18 protein-coding genes are annotated in these 17855 nt (G+C 37.2%); 15 read left to right on the top strand and 3 right to left on the bottom strand.

Annotation, left to right across the window (positions count from 1 at the left end; translation table 11 throughout):
* Positions 1 to 4 precede the first annotated feature (4 nt).
* Genes cobT through HDE68_RS18680 form a run of 3 tightly spaced genes read left to right on the top strand, consistent with a single transcriptional unit; the run spans position 5 to position 2342 of the window.
* Complete coding sequence (cobT, locus tag HDE68_RS18690) at positions 5 to 1009, top strand: nicotinate-nucleotide--dimethylbenzimidazole phosphoribosyltransferase (RefSeq protein WP_183883748.1); 1005 nt, start codon at positions 5 to 7, stop codon at positions 1007 to 1009.
* Positions 1009 to 1806, top strand: coding sequence for an adenosylcobinamide-GDP ribazoletransferase (locus HDE68_RS18685; protein ID WP_183883747.1), 798 nt, complete (start codon positions 1009 to 1011; stop codon positions 1804 to 1806). Before cobT ends, HDE68_RS18685 begins: the two co-directional genes overlap by 1 nt.
* Positions 1791 to 2342 (top strand): histidine phosphatase family protein, encoded by a 552-nt coding sequence (locus HDE68_RS18680; protein WP_183883746.1) that lies wholly within the window; start codon positions 1791 to 1793, stop codon positions 2340 to 2342. Before HDE68_RS18685 ends, HDE68_RS18680 begins: the two co-directional genes overlap by 16 nt.
* Here HDE68_RS18680 and HDE68_RS18675 read toward each other — a convergent pair.
* Positions 2296 to 3111, bottom strand: coding sequence for an MOSC domain-containing protein (locus HDE68_RS18675; protein WP_183883745.1), 816 nt, complete (start codon positions 3109 to 3111; stop codon positions 2296 to 2298). The genes HDE68_RS18680 and HDE68_RS18675 overlap by 47 nt on opposite strands.
* A gap of 366 nt (positions 3112 to 3477) precedes the next feature.
* Between HDE68_RS18675 and HDE68_RS18670 the strand changes: the two genes are divergently transcribed.
* Positions 3478 to 4290: a hypothetical protein gene (locus HDE68_RS18670; RefSeq protein ID WP_183883744.1), complete on the top strand. Its 813-nt coding sequence runs from the start codon at positions 3478 to 3480 to the stop codon at positions 4288 to 4290.
* On the opposite strand, the gene HDE68_RS18665 is transcribed toward HDE68_RS18670, so the two are convergent.
* Positions 4277 to 5497, bottom strand: a complete 1221-nt coding sequence (locus HDE68_RS18665) for a dicarboxylate/amino acid:cation symporter (protein WP_183883743.1) — start codon at positions 5495 to 5497, stop codon at positions 4277 to 4279. The genes HDE68_RS18670 and HDE68_RS18665 overlap by 14 nt on opposite strands.
* A 191-nt stretch (positions 5498 to 5688) precedes the next feature.
* Between HDE68_RS18665 and HDE68_RS18660 the strand changes: the two genes are divergently transcribed.
* A complete protein-coding gene (locus HDE68_RS18660; RefSeq protein ID WP_183883742.1) occupies positions 5689 to 7107 on the top strand; it encodes a glycoside hydrolase family 125 protein in 1419 nt (472 codons plus the stop codon).
* Between the two features lie 71 nt (positions 7108 to 7178).
* On the top strand, positions 7179 to 7388 hold the full coding sequence (locus tag HDE68_RS18655) for a hypothetical protein (protein ID WP_183883741.1): 210 nt from the start codon (positions 7179 to 7181) through the stop codon (positions 7386 to 7388).
* A 58-nt stretch (positions 7389 to 7446) separates the two neighbouring features.
* Here HDE68_RS18655 and HDE68_RS18650 read toward each other — a convergent pair whose 3' ends face one another.
* Positions 7447 to 8163 (bottom strand): DUF4397 domain-containing protein, encoded by a 717-nt coding sequence (locus HDE68_RS18650; RefSeq protein ID WP_183883740.1) that lies wholly within the window; start codon positions 8161 to 8163, stop codon positions 7447 to 7449.
* A 287-nt stretch (positions 8164 to 8450) separates the two neighbouring features.
* On the opposite strand from HDE68_RS18650, the gene HDE68_RS18645 reads away from it, so the two are divergent.
* The 9 genes from HDE68_RS18645 (at position 8451) to HDE68_RS18605 (ending at position 17854) form a co-directional block, all read left to right on the top strand.
* Positions 8451 to 9011, top strand: a complete 561-nt coding sequence (locus tag HDE68_RS18645) for an RNA polymerase sigma factor (RefSeq protein ID WP_183883739.1) — start codon at positions 8451 to 8453, stop codon at positions 9009 to 9011.
* Positions 8998 to 10326, top strand: a complete 1329-nt coding sequence (locus HDE68_RS18640) for a hypothetical protein (RefSeq protein ID WP_183883738.1) — start codon at positions 8998 to 9000, stop codon at positions 10324 to 10326. Before HDE68_RS18645 ends, HDE68_RS18640 begins: the two co-directional genes overlap by 14 nt.
* A gap of 286 nt (positions 10327 to 10612) precedes the next feature.
* Entirely contained in the window at positions 10613 to 10960 is a 348-nt protein-coding gene (locus HDE68_RS18635) for a helix-turn-helix domain-containing protein (protein WP_183883737.1), read from the top strand.
* A gap of 151 nt (positions 10961 to 11111) precedes the next feature.
* Positions 11112 to 11708, top strand: a complete 597-nt coding sequence (locus HDE68_RS18630) for a TetR/AcrR family transcriptional regulator (protein ID WP_183883736.1) — start codon at positions 11112 to 11114, stop codon at positions 11706 to 11708.
* Positions 11709 to 11999: 291 nt separating this feature from the next.
* Entirely contained in the window at positions 12000 to 13205 is a 1206-nt protein-coding gene (spt, locus tag HDE68_RS18625) for a serine palmitoyltransferase (protein WP_183883735.1), read from the top strand.
* 239 nt (positions 13206 to 13444) lie between these two features.
* Entirely contained in the window at positions 13445 to 14434 is a 990-nt protein-coding gene (locus HDE68_RS18620) for an NAD-dependent epimerase/dehydratase family protein (protein WP_183883734.1), read from the top strand.
* A 26-nt stretch (positions 14435 to 14460) separates the two neighbouring features.
* The gene (locus HDE68_RS18615; RefSeq protein WP_183883733.1) at positions 14461 to 14913 is read left to right on the top strand and encodes a phosphatidylglycerophosphatase A; all 453 of its coding nucleotides are present in this window, start codon (positions 14461 to 14463) and stop codon (positions 14911 to 14913) included.
* Between the two features lie 2 nt (positions 14914 to 14915).
* Positions 14916 to 15287 (top strand): GtrA family protein, encoded by a 372-nt coding sequence (locus tag HDE68_RS18610; protein WP_183883732.1) that lies wholly within the window; start codon positions 14916 to 14918, stop codon positions 15285 to 15287.
* Between the two features lie 5 nt (positions 15288 to 15292).
* Positions 15293 to 17854: a DUF5686 and carboxypeptidase-like regulatory domain-containing protein gene (locus tag HDE68_RS18605; protein WP_183883731.1), complete on the top strand. Its 2562-nt coding sequence runs from the start codon at positions 15293 to 15295 to the stop codon at positions 17852 to 17854.
* The last annotated feature ends 1 nt before the right edge of the window (position 17855 follow it).

Below are 17855 nucleotides of genomic sequence, written 5' to 3'. Positions count from 1 at the left end.
GGATATGATCACTGAAGATTTAAAAGTATTAATTGATAATAAAACTAAACCGCCCGGATCTTTAGGTATGCTGGAAGATCTTGCTTTGCAGATAGGAGAAATACTGGAAACAACAAATCCGCAATTAATCAATCCTCATCTGGTAGTTTTTGCAGCAGATCATGGAATTGCCCGCGAAGGGGTGAGTGCTTTTCCTCAGGAAGTAACCCGGCAAATGGTTTTGAATTTCCTCAACGGCGGGGCTGCTATTAATGTTTTTTGCAGACAGCATGCAATCAATCTTCAAGTTGTGGATGCGGGAGTAAATTATGATTTTGAAGATGGCTTGCCATTAGGCGATGGAAAAATTGCTAAAGGCACGGCTTCATTTCTGGATGGGCCGGCAATGACTATAGCACAGGCAAAGCTCTGTTTGTTAAAAGGCGAAGAAGTTGTAGTAGAAATTGCTGCAAAGGGCTGTAATGTAATTGGTTTTGGAGAGATGGGGATAGGTAACACTTCAAGTGCTGCGGTATTAATGAGTTTACTTTGTGATTTGCCAATTGCTGATTGTATAGGCAGAGGAACAGGTTTGAATGATATACAGCTGCTTAAAAAGCAACAAATACTGGAACAGGCAATTGCGAATTATAAAGGGGACAGTGATATTTATGAATTAATGGCACACTTTGGTGGATTTGAGTTGCTTGAAATGACTGGTGCCATGCTGGCTGCGGCAAAAAGAAAAATGATAATTATGGTAGATGGGTTCATTGCAACAGTAGCTTATCTATGTGCTTATGGTATTGATCAGCGTATAAAAAATAACGCTGTATTCTGCCATGAGTCGGAAGAAAAAGGGCATCGTTATTTGTTGTCATACCTGGATGCAAAACCATTGCTGGGACTTCATCTCAGGCTGGGGGAAGGGACAGGTTGTGCATTAGCTTACCCTTTGTTAAAAAGTGCGGTAAACTTTCTGAATGAGATGGCAAGTTTTCAAAGTGCCGAAATAACTAATAAATCCTGATGAACAAAGAATTAAAGCTTTTCTTTACAGCATTATCATTTTATTCAAGATTACCTGCACCTGCTTCTATACATCAGAATAATGCACATAGTTTGCCTGATTCAATTCGGTATTTGCCTGTAGTAGGCTGGATTGTTGGGATGATTACTGCCATTGTTTTTATGGGTACTGCTTATTTATTTGGTGAAACTATTGCTGTGCTGTTAGCGATGGTGGCTTCGGTATTATTAACCGGTGCTTTTCACGAGGATGGTTTTGCTGATGTCTGTGATGGTTTTGGAGGCGGATGGGCAAAAGAAAAGATCCTGCTGATTATGAAAGACAGCCGTCTTGGTACCTATGGTGTAGTCGGGCTTCTTTTGCTGATGGGACTTAAGTTTGCAGCATTACTGCAGTTATTTACAGAAACATTCATTTATGCCAATACGATAACAACCATTGGTTTGTTTATTGTAGCGCATTCACTAAGCCGCTTTGCAGCAATAACGGTAGTTTTTAACCATAGCTATGCACGTATTGAAGAAAGTAAAGCCAGCGGGGCAGTAGAAAAGGGCAGGCAGGTAAACCTTATTGCAGCGGGTATTTTTACTTTAATACCCCTGGTCGCTTTGACAGTCTATCTGGCACAACCAGTTTTATTAATGATTATTGTTCCTGTATTACTTTTTAGTTTATATCTGGGCGCCTATTTTAAGAAATGGATAGGTGGATATACGGGAGATTGTCTGGGAGCCGTACAGCAGCTTACTGAGGTGATAATTTATTTATCTTATATTCTGATATGGAAATTTATCTGATCAGGCATACTACCCCTTTAATTAAAAAAGGGTTGATCTATGGCAGATTGGATGTCCCGCTTGCTGATAGTTTTACGAAAGAGAAAGATCATATTATGGAACAGATCCCTTCAGATCTGGTTATTGTATATTCAAGTCCTTCTTTCAGGTGTAAAGTGCTGGCTGCTGAAATTTCTCCTGTTTACCAGGAAAGTGAAGCATTATATGAATTGAATTTTGGAGATTGGGAAGGTGATACCTGGGATACCGTAGACCGGGATGAATGTGAGCTCTGGATGAAAGATTTTGTGAATGGGGCTCCGCCTAACGGGGAGACTATGCTGGAGATGCAAAAAAGAGTTTTATTGTTTTTAGAAGAGCTTTTAAAGCAGCCTTACAAAAATGTGGGGATCGTAACCCATGGCGGTGTCATACGCATAATTCTGGCACATTATAATCAGATAACGTTAAAGGATTCTTTTGCATTGAAGATTGGTATGGCAGAAGTTTTTAAACTTTCCATTCCTTCACCTCAAGCTGATCACCAACACGGATAGTACCGGAGCCTTTATGGACAAGGTTTTGGCCAAACATTATTTTCTTGTTTATAGTGCGGTAGCCTGCAAGAGTTTTCAGAGGCTCGGCACTTTTGGTGGCTTTCTGCTGATCTACAGTAATCATCACACATCTGGAACATGGTTTTACTGCTTTAAAAGATAAGTCCCCAATAGAAAAGGTGTCAAAGTTATCTTCTATATGAGGTTCTCCTCCGGTAAAGACAAAATTAGGCCGGAAACGATCCATTGGCACCCTATCGTTAAGACGGTCGTTTAGTCCATCTAATGAGGCCTGGCTAATAATCAGGCAGGGATAGCCATCTGCAAAACTTACTATTTCATTATTTGTTGCATACCGGGGATCAACAAGCCTTCTTTCGGATTCTGGCATCTGCACTAAACGGGCATCTGTCTTTAGAAATTCCGAAAACCATTTGCTGACAGCTATACTGACTTCGATGCCAGTGCATGCTGTACCCCAGACGCTGACGGCAATGTGCTGACCTGTATTGGTCCCGTAAGAAAAAGAAATGGTTTGCAGAGGATTGTTTTTATGGGTAATTGTCATTTCTTCTTCTCCCAAACTGATTTGGAGTAAAGCTAATCCTGGATATTTACGCTGACTGATAAACGTGCCTTCATTGTCAATCAGCATCCATCTCCGGTCATATTTCAGACCCTTTTCTTCGATAAGTGATTCTGTCAGACTAATACCTGCAAGAGATTTTATGGGATAAATATGGAGCTCTGATAAAAAGAATTTACTCATAATCCAAAGTTAATAAATAAACACATACGGCTTTCCTGAAAAATTGCTATAATCCTGCCTGATTGATTTTGAGTCAGCTGGCCCTGTTTTAGAAGCGGATTTACCTGTAAATTAGTTATGCCATTCAGATCATAAACAAGCTGCTATTTCTTTGCTGATACGGATTTATCTCCTGCTTATACGCTAATACTCAATCGGCTTTCCAAAATCTAATGAAGATCTGAATGGCACTTTTAAAGAATTTTATTCTGAAGAGAACCAGGATATTGATACAATATGTACAATTAGCGCCCTATTTATCTATATTTTGTTAAATTTGGGTTGCGCTTAAAGGATACACCTGACGGGTTAGCAATTTTATATTACATGGGATTATTCGATATTTTCAAAAAGACTGATGCAGCAAAGGAAACGGAAACTGGGAAAGTTGTTGGAACAGAGTCTGTTGTTAAATCAGAAAAACAAAAGGTGCCTGAAGAGTATCTTGGAGATTTAGAAAAAACACAGATGCTTTCTGTACTTTTAGCTGTACCAATGGAGCAAAGGGACGAAGACTGGGTAAGCCGCTTTCTGGCTGATTTGCCTCTTGCGAGTCTGCGATGCGGTACACCACAGATTATAGCCGGGCCAGATGGTTTCCCTTATTTTCAATTATTTGTTCCTGAACCAGGTGAAGAGTACCAATCTTTTTATATTGAAAGAATGATTAGTGATTTCCTGCTGGAAAGAGGATACGGTGTGGTAATTAATCCTGGAGAAGGGCAGCCAGACTGGGTATTATCTTATGGAGATCTCTTAAACTATCATTTGAATGGTAGTTTCTTCACAGCAGAAGACAGTCAGTTCAGCATTAGCAGCAGTACCGAAGAAGTAGTTGCTGAGGGTGAAGAAATTATGGTCGGACAACCTGCAGAAACTATACTTCCATCTGAAACCAGAAAATTATTAAAGGACTTCTTTGAACTGAATGGTATAGAAGGGCCTAAAGTCCTGTTGATGGCACGCAAGATTGGAGAGGAATTGAAGCAGGATCTGGCTTTTAATATTACTCCGGATCGTTTTGAAACAGAAACTCACTATAGAAATATGATGCAAACGGTTACATGGTATCTGCCAAGACACTATTCTGTAATCGGATTACATGATGATAATATCGAAAATGGTTTTATGCCTTTGTAGAAAGCCATTTTTTACCTTCCGTAAATCTTGCAACTAACATTGCAGCTACGGTATCGCCGGTTGAATTTAATAAGGTGGCCATCGGATCTACTAATGTTCCGATGATCATCGCCGGTGGCAAAGCTTCGGGAGGAAAACCATAAGCGGAAATAAAAAGTAATTCACCTACATAACCCCCATTAGGAATACCCCCTTCGACAATACTGACCAATACAGTCATACCCAGAGCAATCATTATCGTTTCCATATTATCAAAGCCTTTGCCGAACATGGCAAATACAACGGCCATTTTAATGATGGATGAAATACTTGATCCGTCTTTATGCAGAGTTGCACCCAATGGAATTGTTACATTAGCTATATAACCAGGAATACCAATTTTTTCCGCGGCATCTAAATTAGCAGGTATATTCGCAATGCTGCTACAGGTACCTATTGCAGTGGCTGATGGAATAATATTGTTGTTCCAGTATTTTTTTATGCCTTTCACACCACCTGCTATAAAAGCGTAAAAGGTAAAAATAAAAACGAAATAGAAAGCTCCTGTTCCATAATACAATCCCAGAGATCTGGCGTAATTGCCAAATAGCTGCGGACCAAAAACGCCCACCTGATAGGCAAAATAAGCGCCTAATCCTACAGGTGCCAGTTTCATGATAATGATAAATACATTTTTGAAAACTTCATTGCCAGCATTCAGAAAATTTGAAAATGCTGCTCCATATTCACCTGAACGGAGTGTTGCGAAACCGGTAAGTACGGAAAATATAATCATAGCCAGCATACTTTTTCTGGAAAGAAGCTCAAAGAATTCACTGGTTGTAAGCAGTTGTGTAATCTGGTCTCCAAATGGCTTCTTAACTATGGTTTCTGTTAACGGAGTGTTGGTCATATGTTCGTGAACAGGGAATATTTTAACGGCAAGGATTGTCAGCGATGCAGAGATTAGTATAGTAGAGAGAAATACCAAAACCATGACAGCCATCATTTTACTTAGTTTATTCGTTTCTTTCAGGCTTCCGATTGCTGAAGAAATAGAGAAAAATACTAGGGGGATAACAGCTGTGAACAAAAGATTAAGGAAGATTTCTCCTATTGGTTTAAGCACTTTGACACGCTCGCCAAATATTAAACCAGCTATACTTCCTGCTATGATGCCAGCTATCAGCCAGATTATCCCTTTATAATTTTTGTAGAAGCTGTCCATGGGGCTAATATAGTTTTTATTGAAATAAAAGAACTATTAAAATACTAGACATTTATCTTGTCCTTCATTTAATATATGCATAAACAGGGGAAGAAATCTAAAAAAAATATATAATATTGGATTCTTTTAACAATAGAGGCATTTGTTTGTTGATTTCACAGAGTGCTGAGTTGAACTGATATGTATATTAAATGAGAAGAAGATCTTTTGTGCAGAAAGCCGGGCTTTTGACGGCTGCAATGATGTCGGGTAAGCTATTGTCATTCGCTGCCGAACCAGAATTTCCTGTAGTGAGAAAACCAATAGAACTACGTCGTTTTACAAGTAAAGCAGTTGAAAATGCGATTACTGAGTTTACCGATAAAGTGAAAAATAAAGAACTGGCCTGGTTATTCAATAATTGCTTTCCAAATGCACTTGATAATCTGGTTAGCTATTCTGAGCTCAATGGAAAATCTGATACCTATATCAATACCGGGGACATCGATGCGATGTGGCTGAGAGATAGCAGTGTCCATATGTGGGCTTATCTGCCATTTTTAAGAAGAGATAAAGGGCTGAGGAACCTGGTTGGCGGAGTCATCAGCAGGCAGGTAAGCTATATTCTTAAAGATCCTTATGCGAGTTCTTTTTATAATGACCCTGCTAAAGTAGGAGCGATGAAAGATGACCTGACAACTATGCTGCCTGGAGTTCATGAGCGTAAATGGGAACTGGATTCACTTTGTTATCCAATACGTTTATCTTATCGGTACTGGCAGCAAACTAAAGATACAAGTTTCTTTGATGCAAAATGGCAGGACGCAATAAGGACAATCTTAAAGACTTTTAAAGAGCAGCAGCGCAAAGAGAATAATGGTCCTTATCATTTTCAACGTACTACTTTATGGGCAACAGATAGTTTGCCTATGGAAGGTTTTGGTTATCCTGTGAAACCGGTAGGGCTAATCTGTTCTGCTTTCAGGCCGAGTGAGGATGCAACTGTTTTCTCTTTTCTTGTTCCTTCTAACTTTTTTGCGGTGGTGAGCCTGCGTCAGGCCGCTGAATTATTCAGGGTAATTAAAGCCGATGAGCAGGTTGCTAAAGATATGGATGCACTGGCGTTAGAAGTCAGACAGGCATTACAAAAATATGCAATTGTAGACCATGCTGTTTACGGTAAAATATATGCCTATGAGATTAATGGAATGGGAAGCTATAACCTGATGGATGATGCAAATATTCCTAGCTTGCTGTCTTTACCTTATCTGGGTGCTTTATCTATGACAGATGAAGTATATCTGAATACAAGAAAAATGATTCATTCTGAAGATAATCCGTTTTTTTATAAAGGTAAGCTCGCTGAAGGAATAGGGAGTCCGCGTATTACCAAACATATGATCTGGCCAATGAGTATCATTGCAAGGGCACTTACCAGTACTGATGACGAAGAAATTAAACTTTGTTTGAAAATGCTGCAGAAATGTCATGGAGAAACAGGATTCTTACATGAATCCTTCGATCCTGATAATCCAAAACAATTCACTGGCTCACCTTATGCAAGGGCAAATAGTCTGTTCGCAGAGCTTTTATGGAAAACATATCAGGAAAGACCTTATTTGCTGGCATAAAATAATGTCATTGAAATGAAATTATGAAGAACGCTTAACATTAACTTAACATTAGGTTGGCATATTTGTAAATGTTCTTACCGATCCTCGCTGCCACATTCTACTTGTTTACAATTATAGCTGCTTTTAAAATGGAAACTCCTGTGAAGGGGTTATTGTTTATTCTTGCTGTCGCAGGTATAAGTGCTATACTTTATCTTTTTATTTTGTTCCCTGGTATATCAGGTGTTGCCGTTGCATTAATGCTTGGTGCATTTATTTTACGTCAGGGTAGCAGATAAAAAAAACCACCTGAATTTAAAAGCTCAGATGGTTTATATTTTAGCGGATTAATTTTAATTACTGAAGTCTGTGTAAGCTTGATTTCAGGCTGATCTTTTTGGCGTCAACAGTTGAGCCTAATAAACCTTTAGCATAGATAGTATAGAAATTTCCAGCTGCGATTTCAACATCTGTAAGTGTAGCTGCAACTGCTTTAGTTGTTGTGTTAACCAGTGATACTTTGTATTTAGCTGGTTTAATACTTTTAAATTCGGTAAATTCTTTGAAAGCTCTGTTTTTGAAAGCAGTAGTATCTCCTTCCAATACCAGGTCATAAGCTGGTGAATCTGAAGAAAGATTGACAAAACGAATTTTACCTTGTCCTGCCGCAGGTGCTATAAAGTTATCCTTTAAAAGCAGGAAAGAAGTAGAGTCACCTTTATTGATAATATATAGTGACTGGTACATAGCGTTTGTTAACGTGATATTTGTATTATAAAATGTTTTCGGATTATTTGGTCTTGATACTCCAACATTTATTGTTCCTGGGGTAAATGCTAAATAATTGTAGGTTATTCCATAAAGTAAAGGTGCGCTGTTAAGTCTTTGGCTGCCCTGATAAAAATCAACAGAATCTCTTAGTGGTGAAGCATTGGTAATTGATAATGCAGAAGCATCTCTTTGAATAGGATCACTCTTTTTACACGAAGTGAATGAAAGCGCAGTACCAATCAACGCGATAAGTGCTATAGAGCTTTTAATGTTTTTCGGGAATAAAGTACGATTTGATTTCATGTCTTAATTGTTTTTATAAAAATTATTAGTTGTTTTTTGAAGGTAAAACGTGGCGGATTACGATAACGCTACAACGTTTTTAGATAAATTTGAAATTTCAGGAAAAATCCGATATTTATGAATTTAAATGAAAAGTACTGTAGCGTTATTCCGGCGAGAAGCGTTTATGCTGTTAATCCGGTTCTGTTAAATGATAGATAAGGTTGTAATCTGCGGTTAAGCAGGGGGTAAAATAGATATATTGACTTACAAGATAGGTTTAGCGAAGCGTGGATAATAAAGATACAATGTTCCAGGAGATCATTGCGGGCCTTGCTGCGCGTGATGAGCGCATACAAGAACGTATTTATGTCCATTACTGGGGTTATCTTATGGGGATATCAACCCGTTATTTTAAAGATAGAAATGCTGCAAAGGAGGTGGTAAATGATAGTTTTATGAAGGCATTTAAAACAATGTATGACTTCAGGCATGACCATAATCTGATAGATTTTCAGAAAACCTTTAAGGCGTGGCTCGCTAAAATTACCGTTCGTACGGCACTGGATAAAATCAGGGCAAATAAATCTGCGCTGACCTATATAGATGAATATGAAGAAGGGACAGCAGGGTATGTTGAAGTAGAGGAAAAATTATTTGCTGAGGATATTTTAAAACTACTGCACAGTATTCCTGATTTACACCGTACTGTGTTTAATCTTTATGAGATTGAAGGTTTCAGTCATGATGAAATCTCTTCTTTATTAACCATACCGGTTAGCTCAAGCCGGACTTATCTCACAAGGGCAAAGCAGAAGCTACGGGAACTCTATAAAAAAAGTATTGAAATCACTGATGGAACATTCTAAGAAAGAATTGATAAAGGAGATTGCTGATCTTTTCGAAGATTATCAGGAAACCTATGTGCCGGGAGAATGGGAATCATTTTCAAAAACAAAAAAGAAAAAATATCCGTTTTTCTCAAACTGGATCAGAATTGCTGCTGTTTTTCTGTTAATGGCCTCAGTACTTCCGGTTGTATTTCAAAAAATATTCCGCCAGGAAAAAAACAATACGGTTGCGGTGGTAAAACCTGTTGTTAAAAGCGGTACTGACAGTCCGGCTGCTGATGCAGGCAGTAATATATCTGATGATCATACAGCTGCTGCAATCACGTCAGGAAAAATCAGTAATAGTTTTTCCGGAGAATTGAAATCAGGTTTGGCTGATGCGGCAGTTGCTGTAAAAGATAAAAGGATAGCATCTCCTTTAAATACCGGTTTTTCTATTCCTGATACAATTGTTTCTGATAGGGCAAAACAGAAAGGCACAGAATTGGCATTAAATGTACAAAATATACAGCAGAAAGGTTCCCAGGGACAATATGCTAAAGCAAATAGTAAATCTATTATAGAGCCAGAGGTTGTAAAACCTGTTGCCGGAACTGGCAATAAAGATACAGTTGCCCATGTTAAACGTGAGCGGCTGACTACTGCCGAATTCCTTATGGCAGAATCAAAGAATGCAGGTAAAGTTTTGAAAAAGAAAGAATCTGGTTCTAATTGGGATTTTGGTCTGGAAGTCATGCCTGCAGCAACGAGTGCTAATGTGAATATCGGGGCAGGCGTGACCACTGCTTACAGGCTCTCAGATAAGTTCTCACTAAGCACAGGAATTTCTTATTTTCAATTGGAAGCAGGAGGCATTGTTCCTCCCCAGGGAGGAGCAGGTATAGCAGGAGTTAGTGCTTTTTCTGAGAAAAAAGTGTTAGCTGTAGATGCCAATCTTAAAGCGATAGATATTCCTATTGCCTTGGTTTACAGGTTGAACAAAAATTATTATACGAGTGCAGGAGTATCATACTTCAATGTAGTCAGTGAAAGACGCAGTAACACTTTTGAGCAGAACGCTTCTGTAGATAAAGCAAGCTTCGATCCGGAAACAGGTCATCCTTCTACTTTTAAAGCGGTGTCTGTGGAACAGGTGGATGAACCGGTTTCTGAAAAGCATTTAAAAGGAAATAGTTATATTGGTTTCTTTAATTTCTCTATAGGTCGTCAGCAAAATCTTTTCAATAAATACAAAATCCGTATCGAGCCATTTGTTAAAATACCAGTTGGAAAACTTTCGTCCGAAGATTTGAAATTGACAAACAGCGGTATAAAATTTCAACTCTCATTCTGATAATCCTCTTAATTTTGTTTTTTATGGCTTGATGTTTGAGGATTGTTGCGGGATATATGCGCTGTCAGATATTTTTGGTTTGTGAAAACTTGATTTTCTTTCTGGAATTTAATGTTTTTAAGCAATCTGCAAAAAACAACCTTTTTTTCTAACAGATGTATTTATTTGTCATTATCTGTAAAAAGCTATAATGTTTTAGCTTAAAAAATTAGTTAATGACGTAAAATTTGTATTAAATAATTTCTAATTTTATTTCTAAACACACTCACCACTAAAAAAAATAATAATGAAAACACTGGGACAGAAGTTCAAAATTCTCCGTCAAAAAAAAGGCCTTAATCAAAAAACTATGGCTGAATTATTAAAAGTATCTATTCCTGCATACTCTAAATTGGAAACAGGAATTACAGATCCAAATTTCAGCAGAATTCATCAGATAGCCAGCGTGCATGGTTTAGATATCAGACAGCTGTTAAATACTGGTGAAGATGATAAAAGTGAAGTAGGCGAAGAGAACGAACGTTTAAAGCAAAAAGTTCTTGAACTGGAATCAAGCGTAATCCGTTTGCAAGGGAAATTGATTGATCTTTATGATAAAGAAGACCTGAGAACTAAGCCAGGACAATCAAAATAAACCAATTATCAGCTTAGCTTTTCTTGTTTTTAATTTAATATAAGTATCATTTCAATGTCTGATTTGATACTTAAAAATTGTGGAATGAAATATTTGCAATACTTTTGGACCATAATTGAATTTCGGTCTAATTATTTATTAGTAGTTTTGAATGGAAAAGGATGAGATTGTAATAGAGGAGATATTATCAGGAGCAAAGAAGTTATTCGGTAAACATGGTTTGAAAAAAACAACTATGGAAGAAATAGCAACTGCTGCTGGTAAAGGAAAGAGTACGCTCTATTATTATTTTCCAAGCAAAATTGAGATTTTCGAGGCGGTTGTAGAAGACGAAATGAAGAACGTGGTTAAGCGTATTCGTGAAGCTGTAAATATTTCATTAACTGCAAAAGATAAGTTAAAAGCTTATTTGCAAGCACAAATCACCTCCATAATAGGTTTTCATAGCTTTAGGGAGGTATTATTTGATGATGTAGTTGATAGCATGAGAATGCTGATTTGTATTAAATCCAGATATGAGCAGATTCAGATAGACATGATTACTGAAATCCTTATTGGCGGGAGCCAGTCAGGTGAATTTAAAGAAATGACACTGGAGCGAATGAACAAAATATCGTTTGTAATGGTGACTGTTTTTCGTGGACTTCATTTCCCTTTATCTATTGAGCTCTCAGAGCAGCGGACGCATGAATATTTTGATGAAATGATTGATATGCTGATTATTGGGATAGGTAAAGGCAAACCGTAAAAGAAGGTAGACTGACAATTAATCTGAACTATATTTCAATATTTTAACTGGAAATATAAGAAAGATTTAAACAATAAAATAAGATATAAAAGGTTGAATTATTTATTTGACAATAATATTATAGACTAAAATACGGTTATGGTCTAAGAATAATTTACTTTTGTCTATCTTAAAATTAACATATTTTTAATATATTAGATCATGTTTCATTGCGGTATTTTCAGTATTAAGCTGTTTATGAATAAAATAAATCTATGAATCTATCTGAAGTAAACATTATACAATTCAGGCATGCGTAAAAAATTGGGCGATAGGATTGCAGCGTTTAAAGATGCTAATGCAATTAAGGAAAAAGGATTATACCCTTATTTCAGATCGATAGAGTCGGCACAGGACACTGAGGTCATCATTGAAGGGAAAAAAGTTTTGATGTTTGGATCAAATTCTTATTTAGGGTTAACTAATCATCCGAAGATTAAAGAAGCTGCGAAACTTGCTGTTGATAAATACGGGACAGGTTGTGCCGGATCAAGGTTTTTGAACGGAACACTTGATATTCATCTTGAACTGGAGAGAAGACTTGCTGCATATGTAGGTAAAGAGGCGGCTGTATTATTCAGTACAGGTTTCCAGGTTAACCTTGGGGTTATTTCCTGCTTACTGGAAAGAAACGATTATTTGATTCTTGATGAGTATGATCATGCTTCTATCATAGATGGTAGTCGTCTTTCGTTTTCACGTACTATAAAATATGCACACAACGATATGGAAGATCTGCGTAAGAAATTAAGCAGGTTACCAGAAGATTCAGCAAAGCTGATCGTTGCAGATGGTATTTTCAGTATGGAAGGGGACATTGTTAAACTTCCGGAAATTGTACAGCTTGCAGATGAGTTCGGAGCGAACATTATGATGGATGATGCACACAGTTTAGGGGTGATCGGATTTAACGGTTCGGGTGTAGCTTCTCACTTTAATCTGACAAATGATGTGGATCTGATCATGGGTACCTTCAGTAAATCACTTGCCTCTTTAGGCGGATTTATTGCGGGAACAGAAGAAACAATAGAATACATTAAACACAGGGCACGTTCATTAATGTTCAGTGCAAGTATGCCTCCATCTGCAGTTGCCAGTGTAATCGCAGCCCTGGATATTATAGAATCAGAACCAGAACGTATTGATAAACTTTGGGATAACACGAACTATGCAAAAAAACTACTTTTAGATGCCGGATTTGATATAGGACATACAGATAGTCCAATCATTCCTGTTTATATCAGAGATAACGATAAAACATTCCTGATCACTAATATCTTACACAGGAACGGGATATTTGTTAATCCTGTTGTTTCACCAGCTGTACCATCAGATTCTTCTTTAATCAGATTCTCTTTGATGGCTACGCATACATTTGCTCAAATTGAGGAAGCGGTGGATAAACTTTATGCTGCTTTTAAAGAAGTTCAGCTAACCCCGGTTAAGGTTAGTATCTAGATATGAATTATATTGTTGCTGCTTGTGGCAAAAAGGATTTTAGTTATGTTCCTGATTTATTTATAACTCAGGAACATAAGCTTGTCTCTGACAAGCACCTTTGCTGTGAGCGCGTCACCCTGCAGTTATTTAAAAAAACGATATAAAACCATCATGTGCAGTATAACACAAACTGAAATGAATAGAAACCAGGTAGCACATGATAGCTTCATCGCCATTAACAAGCAATTAATATACTGATGAAAAAGCGTGTATTAATAACAGGGGCGAGTGGTTTTGTTGGATATCATTTGATTACAGCAGCTATATCCTCTGGTTTAGAGGTGTTTGCGGCAGTGAGACCCAGCAGCAATATTAAACATCTTGAAGAATTTGATATACAATATACTAATCCTGATTTCAGTAATATTGATTTACTAAAAAAGGAGCTGGAAGAGAAGCAGTATAATTATATTATACATGCTTCTGGTATTACCAAAGCTAAAACCCAGGAAGAGTACAATAAGATTAATGCTGAATATACCAGGAATCTTGCATTAGCAGCTGTTGAAGCAAACATCAGTTTGGAAAAATTCATTTTTGTCAGCAGTCTTGCCGCTTTAGGACCTTTAAACGATTTATCCGGTCTGATTGAAGATAATTCTCCGGCTCACCCTGTAACCAATTATGGGGCAAGTAAGTTATTGGCAGAACAATATTTAGCGGAAATAAATCATTTACCACTTATTGTTATACGTCCTACTGCTGTCTACGGACCCCGTGAAAAAGATATCTTTATTTTACTGCAAACCATTAATAAAGGACTAGAGCCTCATATTGGTAGTTTTAAACAGCAAATCAGTTTCATTTATGTGAAAGATCTGGCTAAAATTATTATTGACGCATTGTTTTCTGAAGTAACAAATAGGCATTATAATGTGTCTGATGGTGGTATCTATGACAGGTATGCCCTTGCAGAAGGAGTAAAGAAAGCAATGCATAAACGGACATGGAAATTCCATTTGCCTGTTTCAGCAGTTGCAGTATTAGCGGCTCTGATGGAGAGGATTTATAAAAACTCTGCAGCAGCACCTGCACTAAATAAAGAAAAGATGAATGAGCTGACTGCCATTAACTGGGCATGCAGTATTGAAAAACTAAAAACAGACCTTGGCTTTAAACCTGCTTATAATCTGGAAAACGGATTATTAGAAACGGTTAACTGGTACAGGAATAATAAATGGCTATAAATAGCAAGCAATAATTATAAAGGAAAATGTTATTTCATAAAATCACATCCACAAGCCTGGGTATCGGGTACATCGGCAAAGGAGCAGGAACTGCTGCTGCTGTGGCTACCTGCCTGGTCTGGTATTTTGTGCATCCTGATGGATTTAATTTTATTCCTGCTGTAATTATTACTGTTTTACTCACTGCACTGGGAATCTGGTCTGGGAATATCGTTGAGGCAATATGGGGTAAAGACCATAACCGGGTAGTAATTGATGAGGTAGTGGGAATGTGTATCACACTTTTGTGGATTCCGGTTACTCCGGTAAATATCCTCATAGGATTGATTCTTTTTCGTTTTTTTGACATTGTAAAACCACTTTTTATCAGACGCCTGGAGAATTTACCAGGGGGTTGGGGAGTGATGTTTGATGATATGCTTGCGGGTATATATGCAAACATCGTGTTGCAGGTTATTGTAAGATTTATTATACGTTAATTATGGCGACTTTTGTAAAGGCTCAGGTTGCTTCATTGTCGGCCTCAATTATTGACTTTCTTACCACATTAGTCTGTACGCAGGTGTTTCATGTGTGGTATGTGCTTGGAAGTGTGATAGGTACGACAGCAGGCGGAATGGTCAACTTTATGATGGGCCGTAATTGGGTGTTTGGTGCAAAGGAGAGAAATATCAATCATCAAATCTTTAAATATATTATAGTTTGGGTAGGAAATTTGCTGTTAACAACAGCAGGGGTCTACCTGGTTACCCATTATCTACATGTTAATTACATTTTATCAAAAATCATAGTCTCTTGTACAGTTGGAATTGGTTATAACTTTCTGATGCAAAAGAAGTTTGTATTTATATAATTTTTATGAGAACTCGCATTCAAACAATCATACTCATCTGTGCTTTAGCACTACCTTTTTTTGCCGTTAAAGCATCAGCTCAGCAGCATACTGTGATCAGCGGTGTGGTTACAGATGCCGCGGACAAAGATCCTATACCTTATGTAACCGTTCTTTTCAAGGGTACTAACATTATTACTAAAACTGATGCTGATGGTAAATACAGTATTTCGACCAGTGAGGTGCATGACCAGCTGCAGTTTAGCTATGTAGGGTATAAAAGTAATTATGCGACTGTTAAGCCAGGAGAAACACAGGTTGTCAATATACGTTTGCAGTCTGAATCACAGAGTCTGACAGAAGTAGTCATTAGTTCCAATAAAAGGCCAGCGTATAGAAATAAGAACAATCCTGCGGTTGAACTGATTAGAAAAGTTATTGAGAACAAAAATAAAAATCAGAGTAAAAGCTATGATCATGTTGAATATAAGCAATATGAACAACTGGTTTTTTCATTGAGTAATCTATCAGATAAATTTAAAAACAAAAGAATATTCAGAAATTATCAATTCCTTTTTGAACAGCAGGATTCTACAAAAATCGGTGGTAAATTATTGTTGCCTGTATATATGGAAGAAAAGGTTACGCAAAACTATCTCCAGAAAAATCCAGGTAAAAAGAAGACTATAGTAGTTGGTGATAAACACGTTAACTATGATAGTAAATTCATAGATACTGAAGGATTAACCAAATACTTTGAAAGAATGTATGCGGATATTAACATCTATGACGGAAATATCTCTTTAATGAGTAATCAGTTTTTGAGTCCTATTGCAGATGCATCTCCTACATTTTATAAGTTTTTCATTACAGATACGATTAAAACCCATACACCAAATCTGATTGAGCTTTCTTTTATCCCAAGAAATAATACTGATCTTTTGTTTGAAGGGAAAATGTATATTACTATGGATGGTAACTATGCCGTTCAGGATGCCTTTTTGACTGTAAATAAAAATATTAACCTGAATTTTGTAAGAGCTTTGGAAGCCAAGCTTGATTTTGCAAAGAATGAAGATGGCAGATACCATTTGTCAAAAACTAACCTGATCGTTGATTTTGGTATCAATAAAAATAAGGGAGGTGGTTTTACAGGTCAGCGTACGGTTGTCATCAACGATTATCAAATCAATAAACCACAAGGTGATACGACTTATGCAGGTCCGTCTTTAGTGACGACACCACAGGCTGGTTTGCGTTCAGATCAGTTTTGGAATGAGCAGAGACAGGATACATCAGTACGCTCAAAACTGAGAATCTATAAGAATATTGATACTTTACAAACGATCCCTTCTTTTAAAAGGACAATGGATATGGTTACACTGTTGTTTGCAGGGTACAAAGATTTCGGACCATTTGAAGCAGGACCAGTAAATACATTTTATAGTTTTAACAATGTTGAAGGATTCCGTCTGCGTTTAGGCGGACGTACAACTCCGGCTTTAAGCAAAAGATATTATTTTGAAACTTATGCTGCTTATGGATTTAAGGATGAGAAATGGAAGTATTTCTTAAGCGGAACTTATTCATTGAATAATAAATCTATCTATGCTTTCCCTCAGAATTATATCAGAGGAAGTTTCCAGAGAGATACTAAGATTCCAGGTCAGGAACTTCAGTTTGTTCAGGAAGATAACTTCCTGCTGTCATTCAAACGTGGTGAGAATGATATGCTTTTGTATAATGACTTTTATAAAATTGATTATGTAAAAGAATTTGAGAACCACTTTTCTTATGCGGTATCATTCCGTAAATGGACACAGCGTCCGGGTGGTACGCTGTTTTTTAATAATACATTAAACAATACAGTTAATCCGGTTGATCTGATTAATACTTCTGAATTAAGTGTGAATCTGCGTTATGCACCAAATGAGAAATTTTACCAGGGTAAAATATACAGGGTACCTATTTTTGATAAATATCCGATCTTTAACCTGAGATATACAGCTGGTTTGAAAGGAGTGTTTGGCGGACAATATAATTATCAGAATCTGATGGGAAGTATTGATAAACGTTTCTATGTTTCTCAGTTAGGTTATACCGATGTGACTGTAGAAGGCGGATATATTTTTGGTAAGGTCCCTTTCCCTTTGCTGGATATACACAGAGCGAATCAGACTTATGCTTATCAGCTGAATTCTTATAACTTAATGAACTTCCTGGAGTTTGTGAGTGATCATTATGCAAGTATCAATATTGATCATAATTTTAATGGGTTCTTTTTTAATAAGATACCATTGATCAAGAAGCTTAAACTTAGAGAATCCGTATCTTTCAAAGCTTTATGGGGCGGCTTAAGGGATCAGAATAATCCAAATTATGATGCCTCATTGCTGCAATTCCCTAGAAACGCAGCAGGTGAGCAAACTACTTTTGTATTAGGCAGCCAGCCATATATGGAAGGTAGTGTGGGGATTGGTAATATTTTTAAACTATTGCGTGTAGATTTGGTGAAGCGTTTCAATTACCTGGATAATCCGGTAGTTTCGCAGTGGGGAATAAGGGCAAGGGTTAAATTTGATTTTTAAA

It is taken from the genome of Pedobacter cryoconitis (genome assembly GCF_014200605.1).
Taxonomy (GTDB): domain Bacteria; phylum Bacteroidota; class Bacteroidia; order Sphingobacteriales; family Sphingobacteriaceae; genus Pedobacter; species Pedobacter cryoconitis_B.
This window is presented reverse-complemented; position numbering and strand designations above follow the sequence as displayed.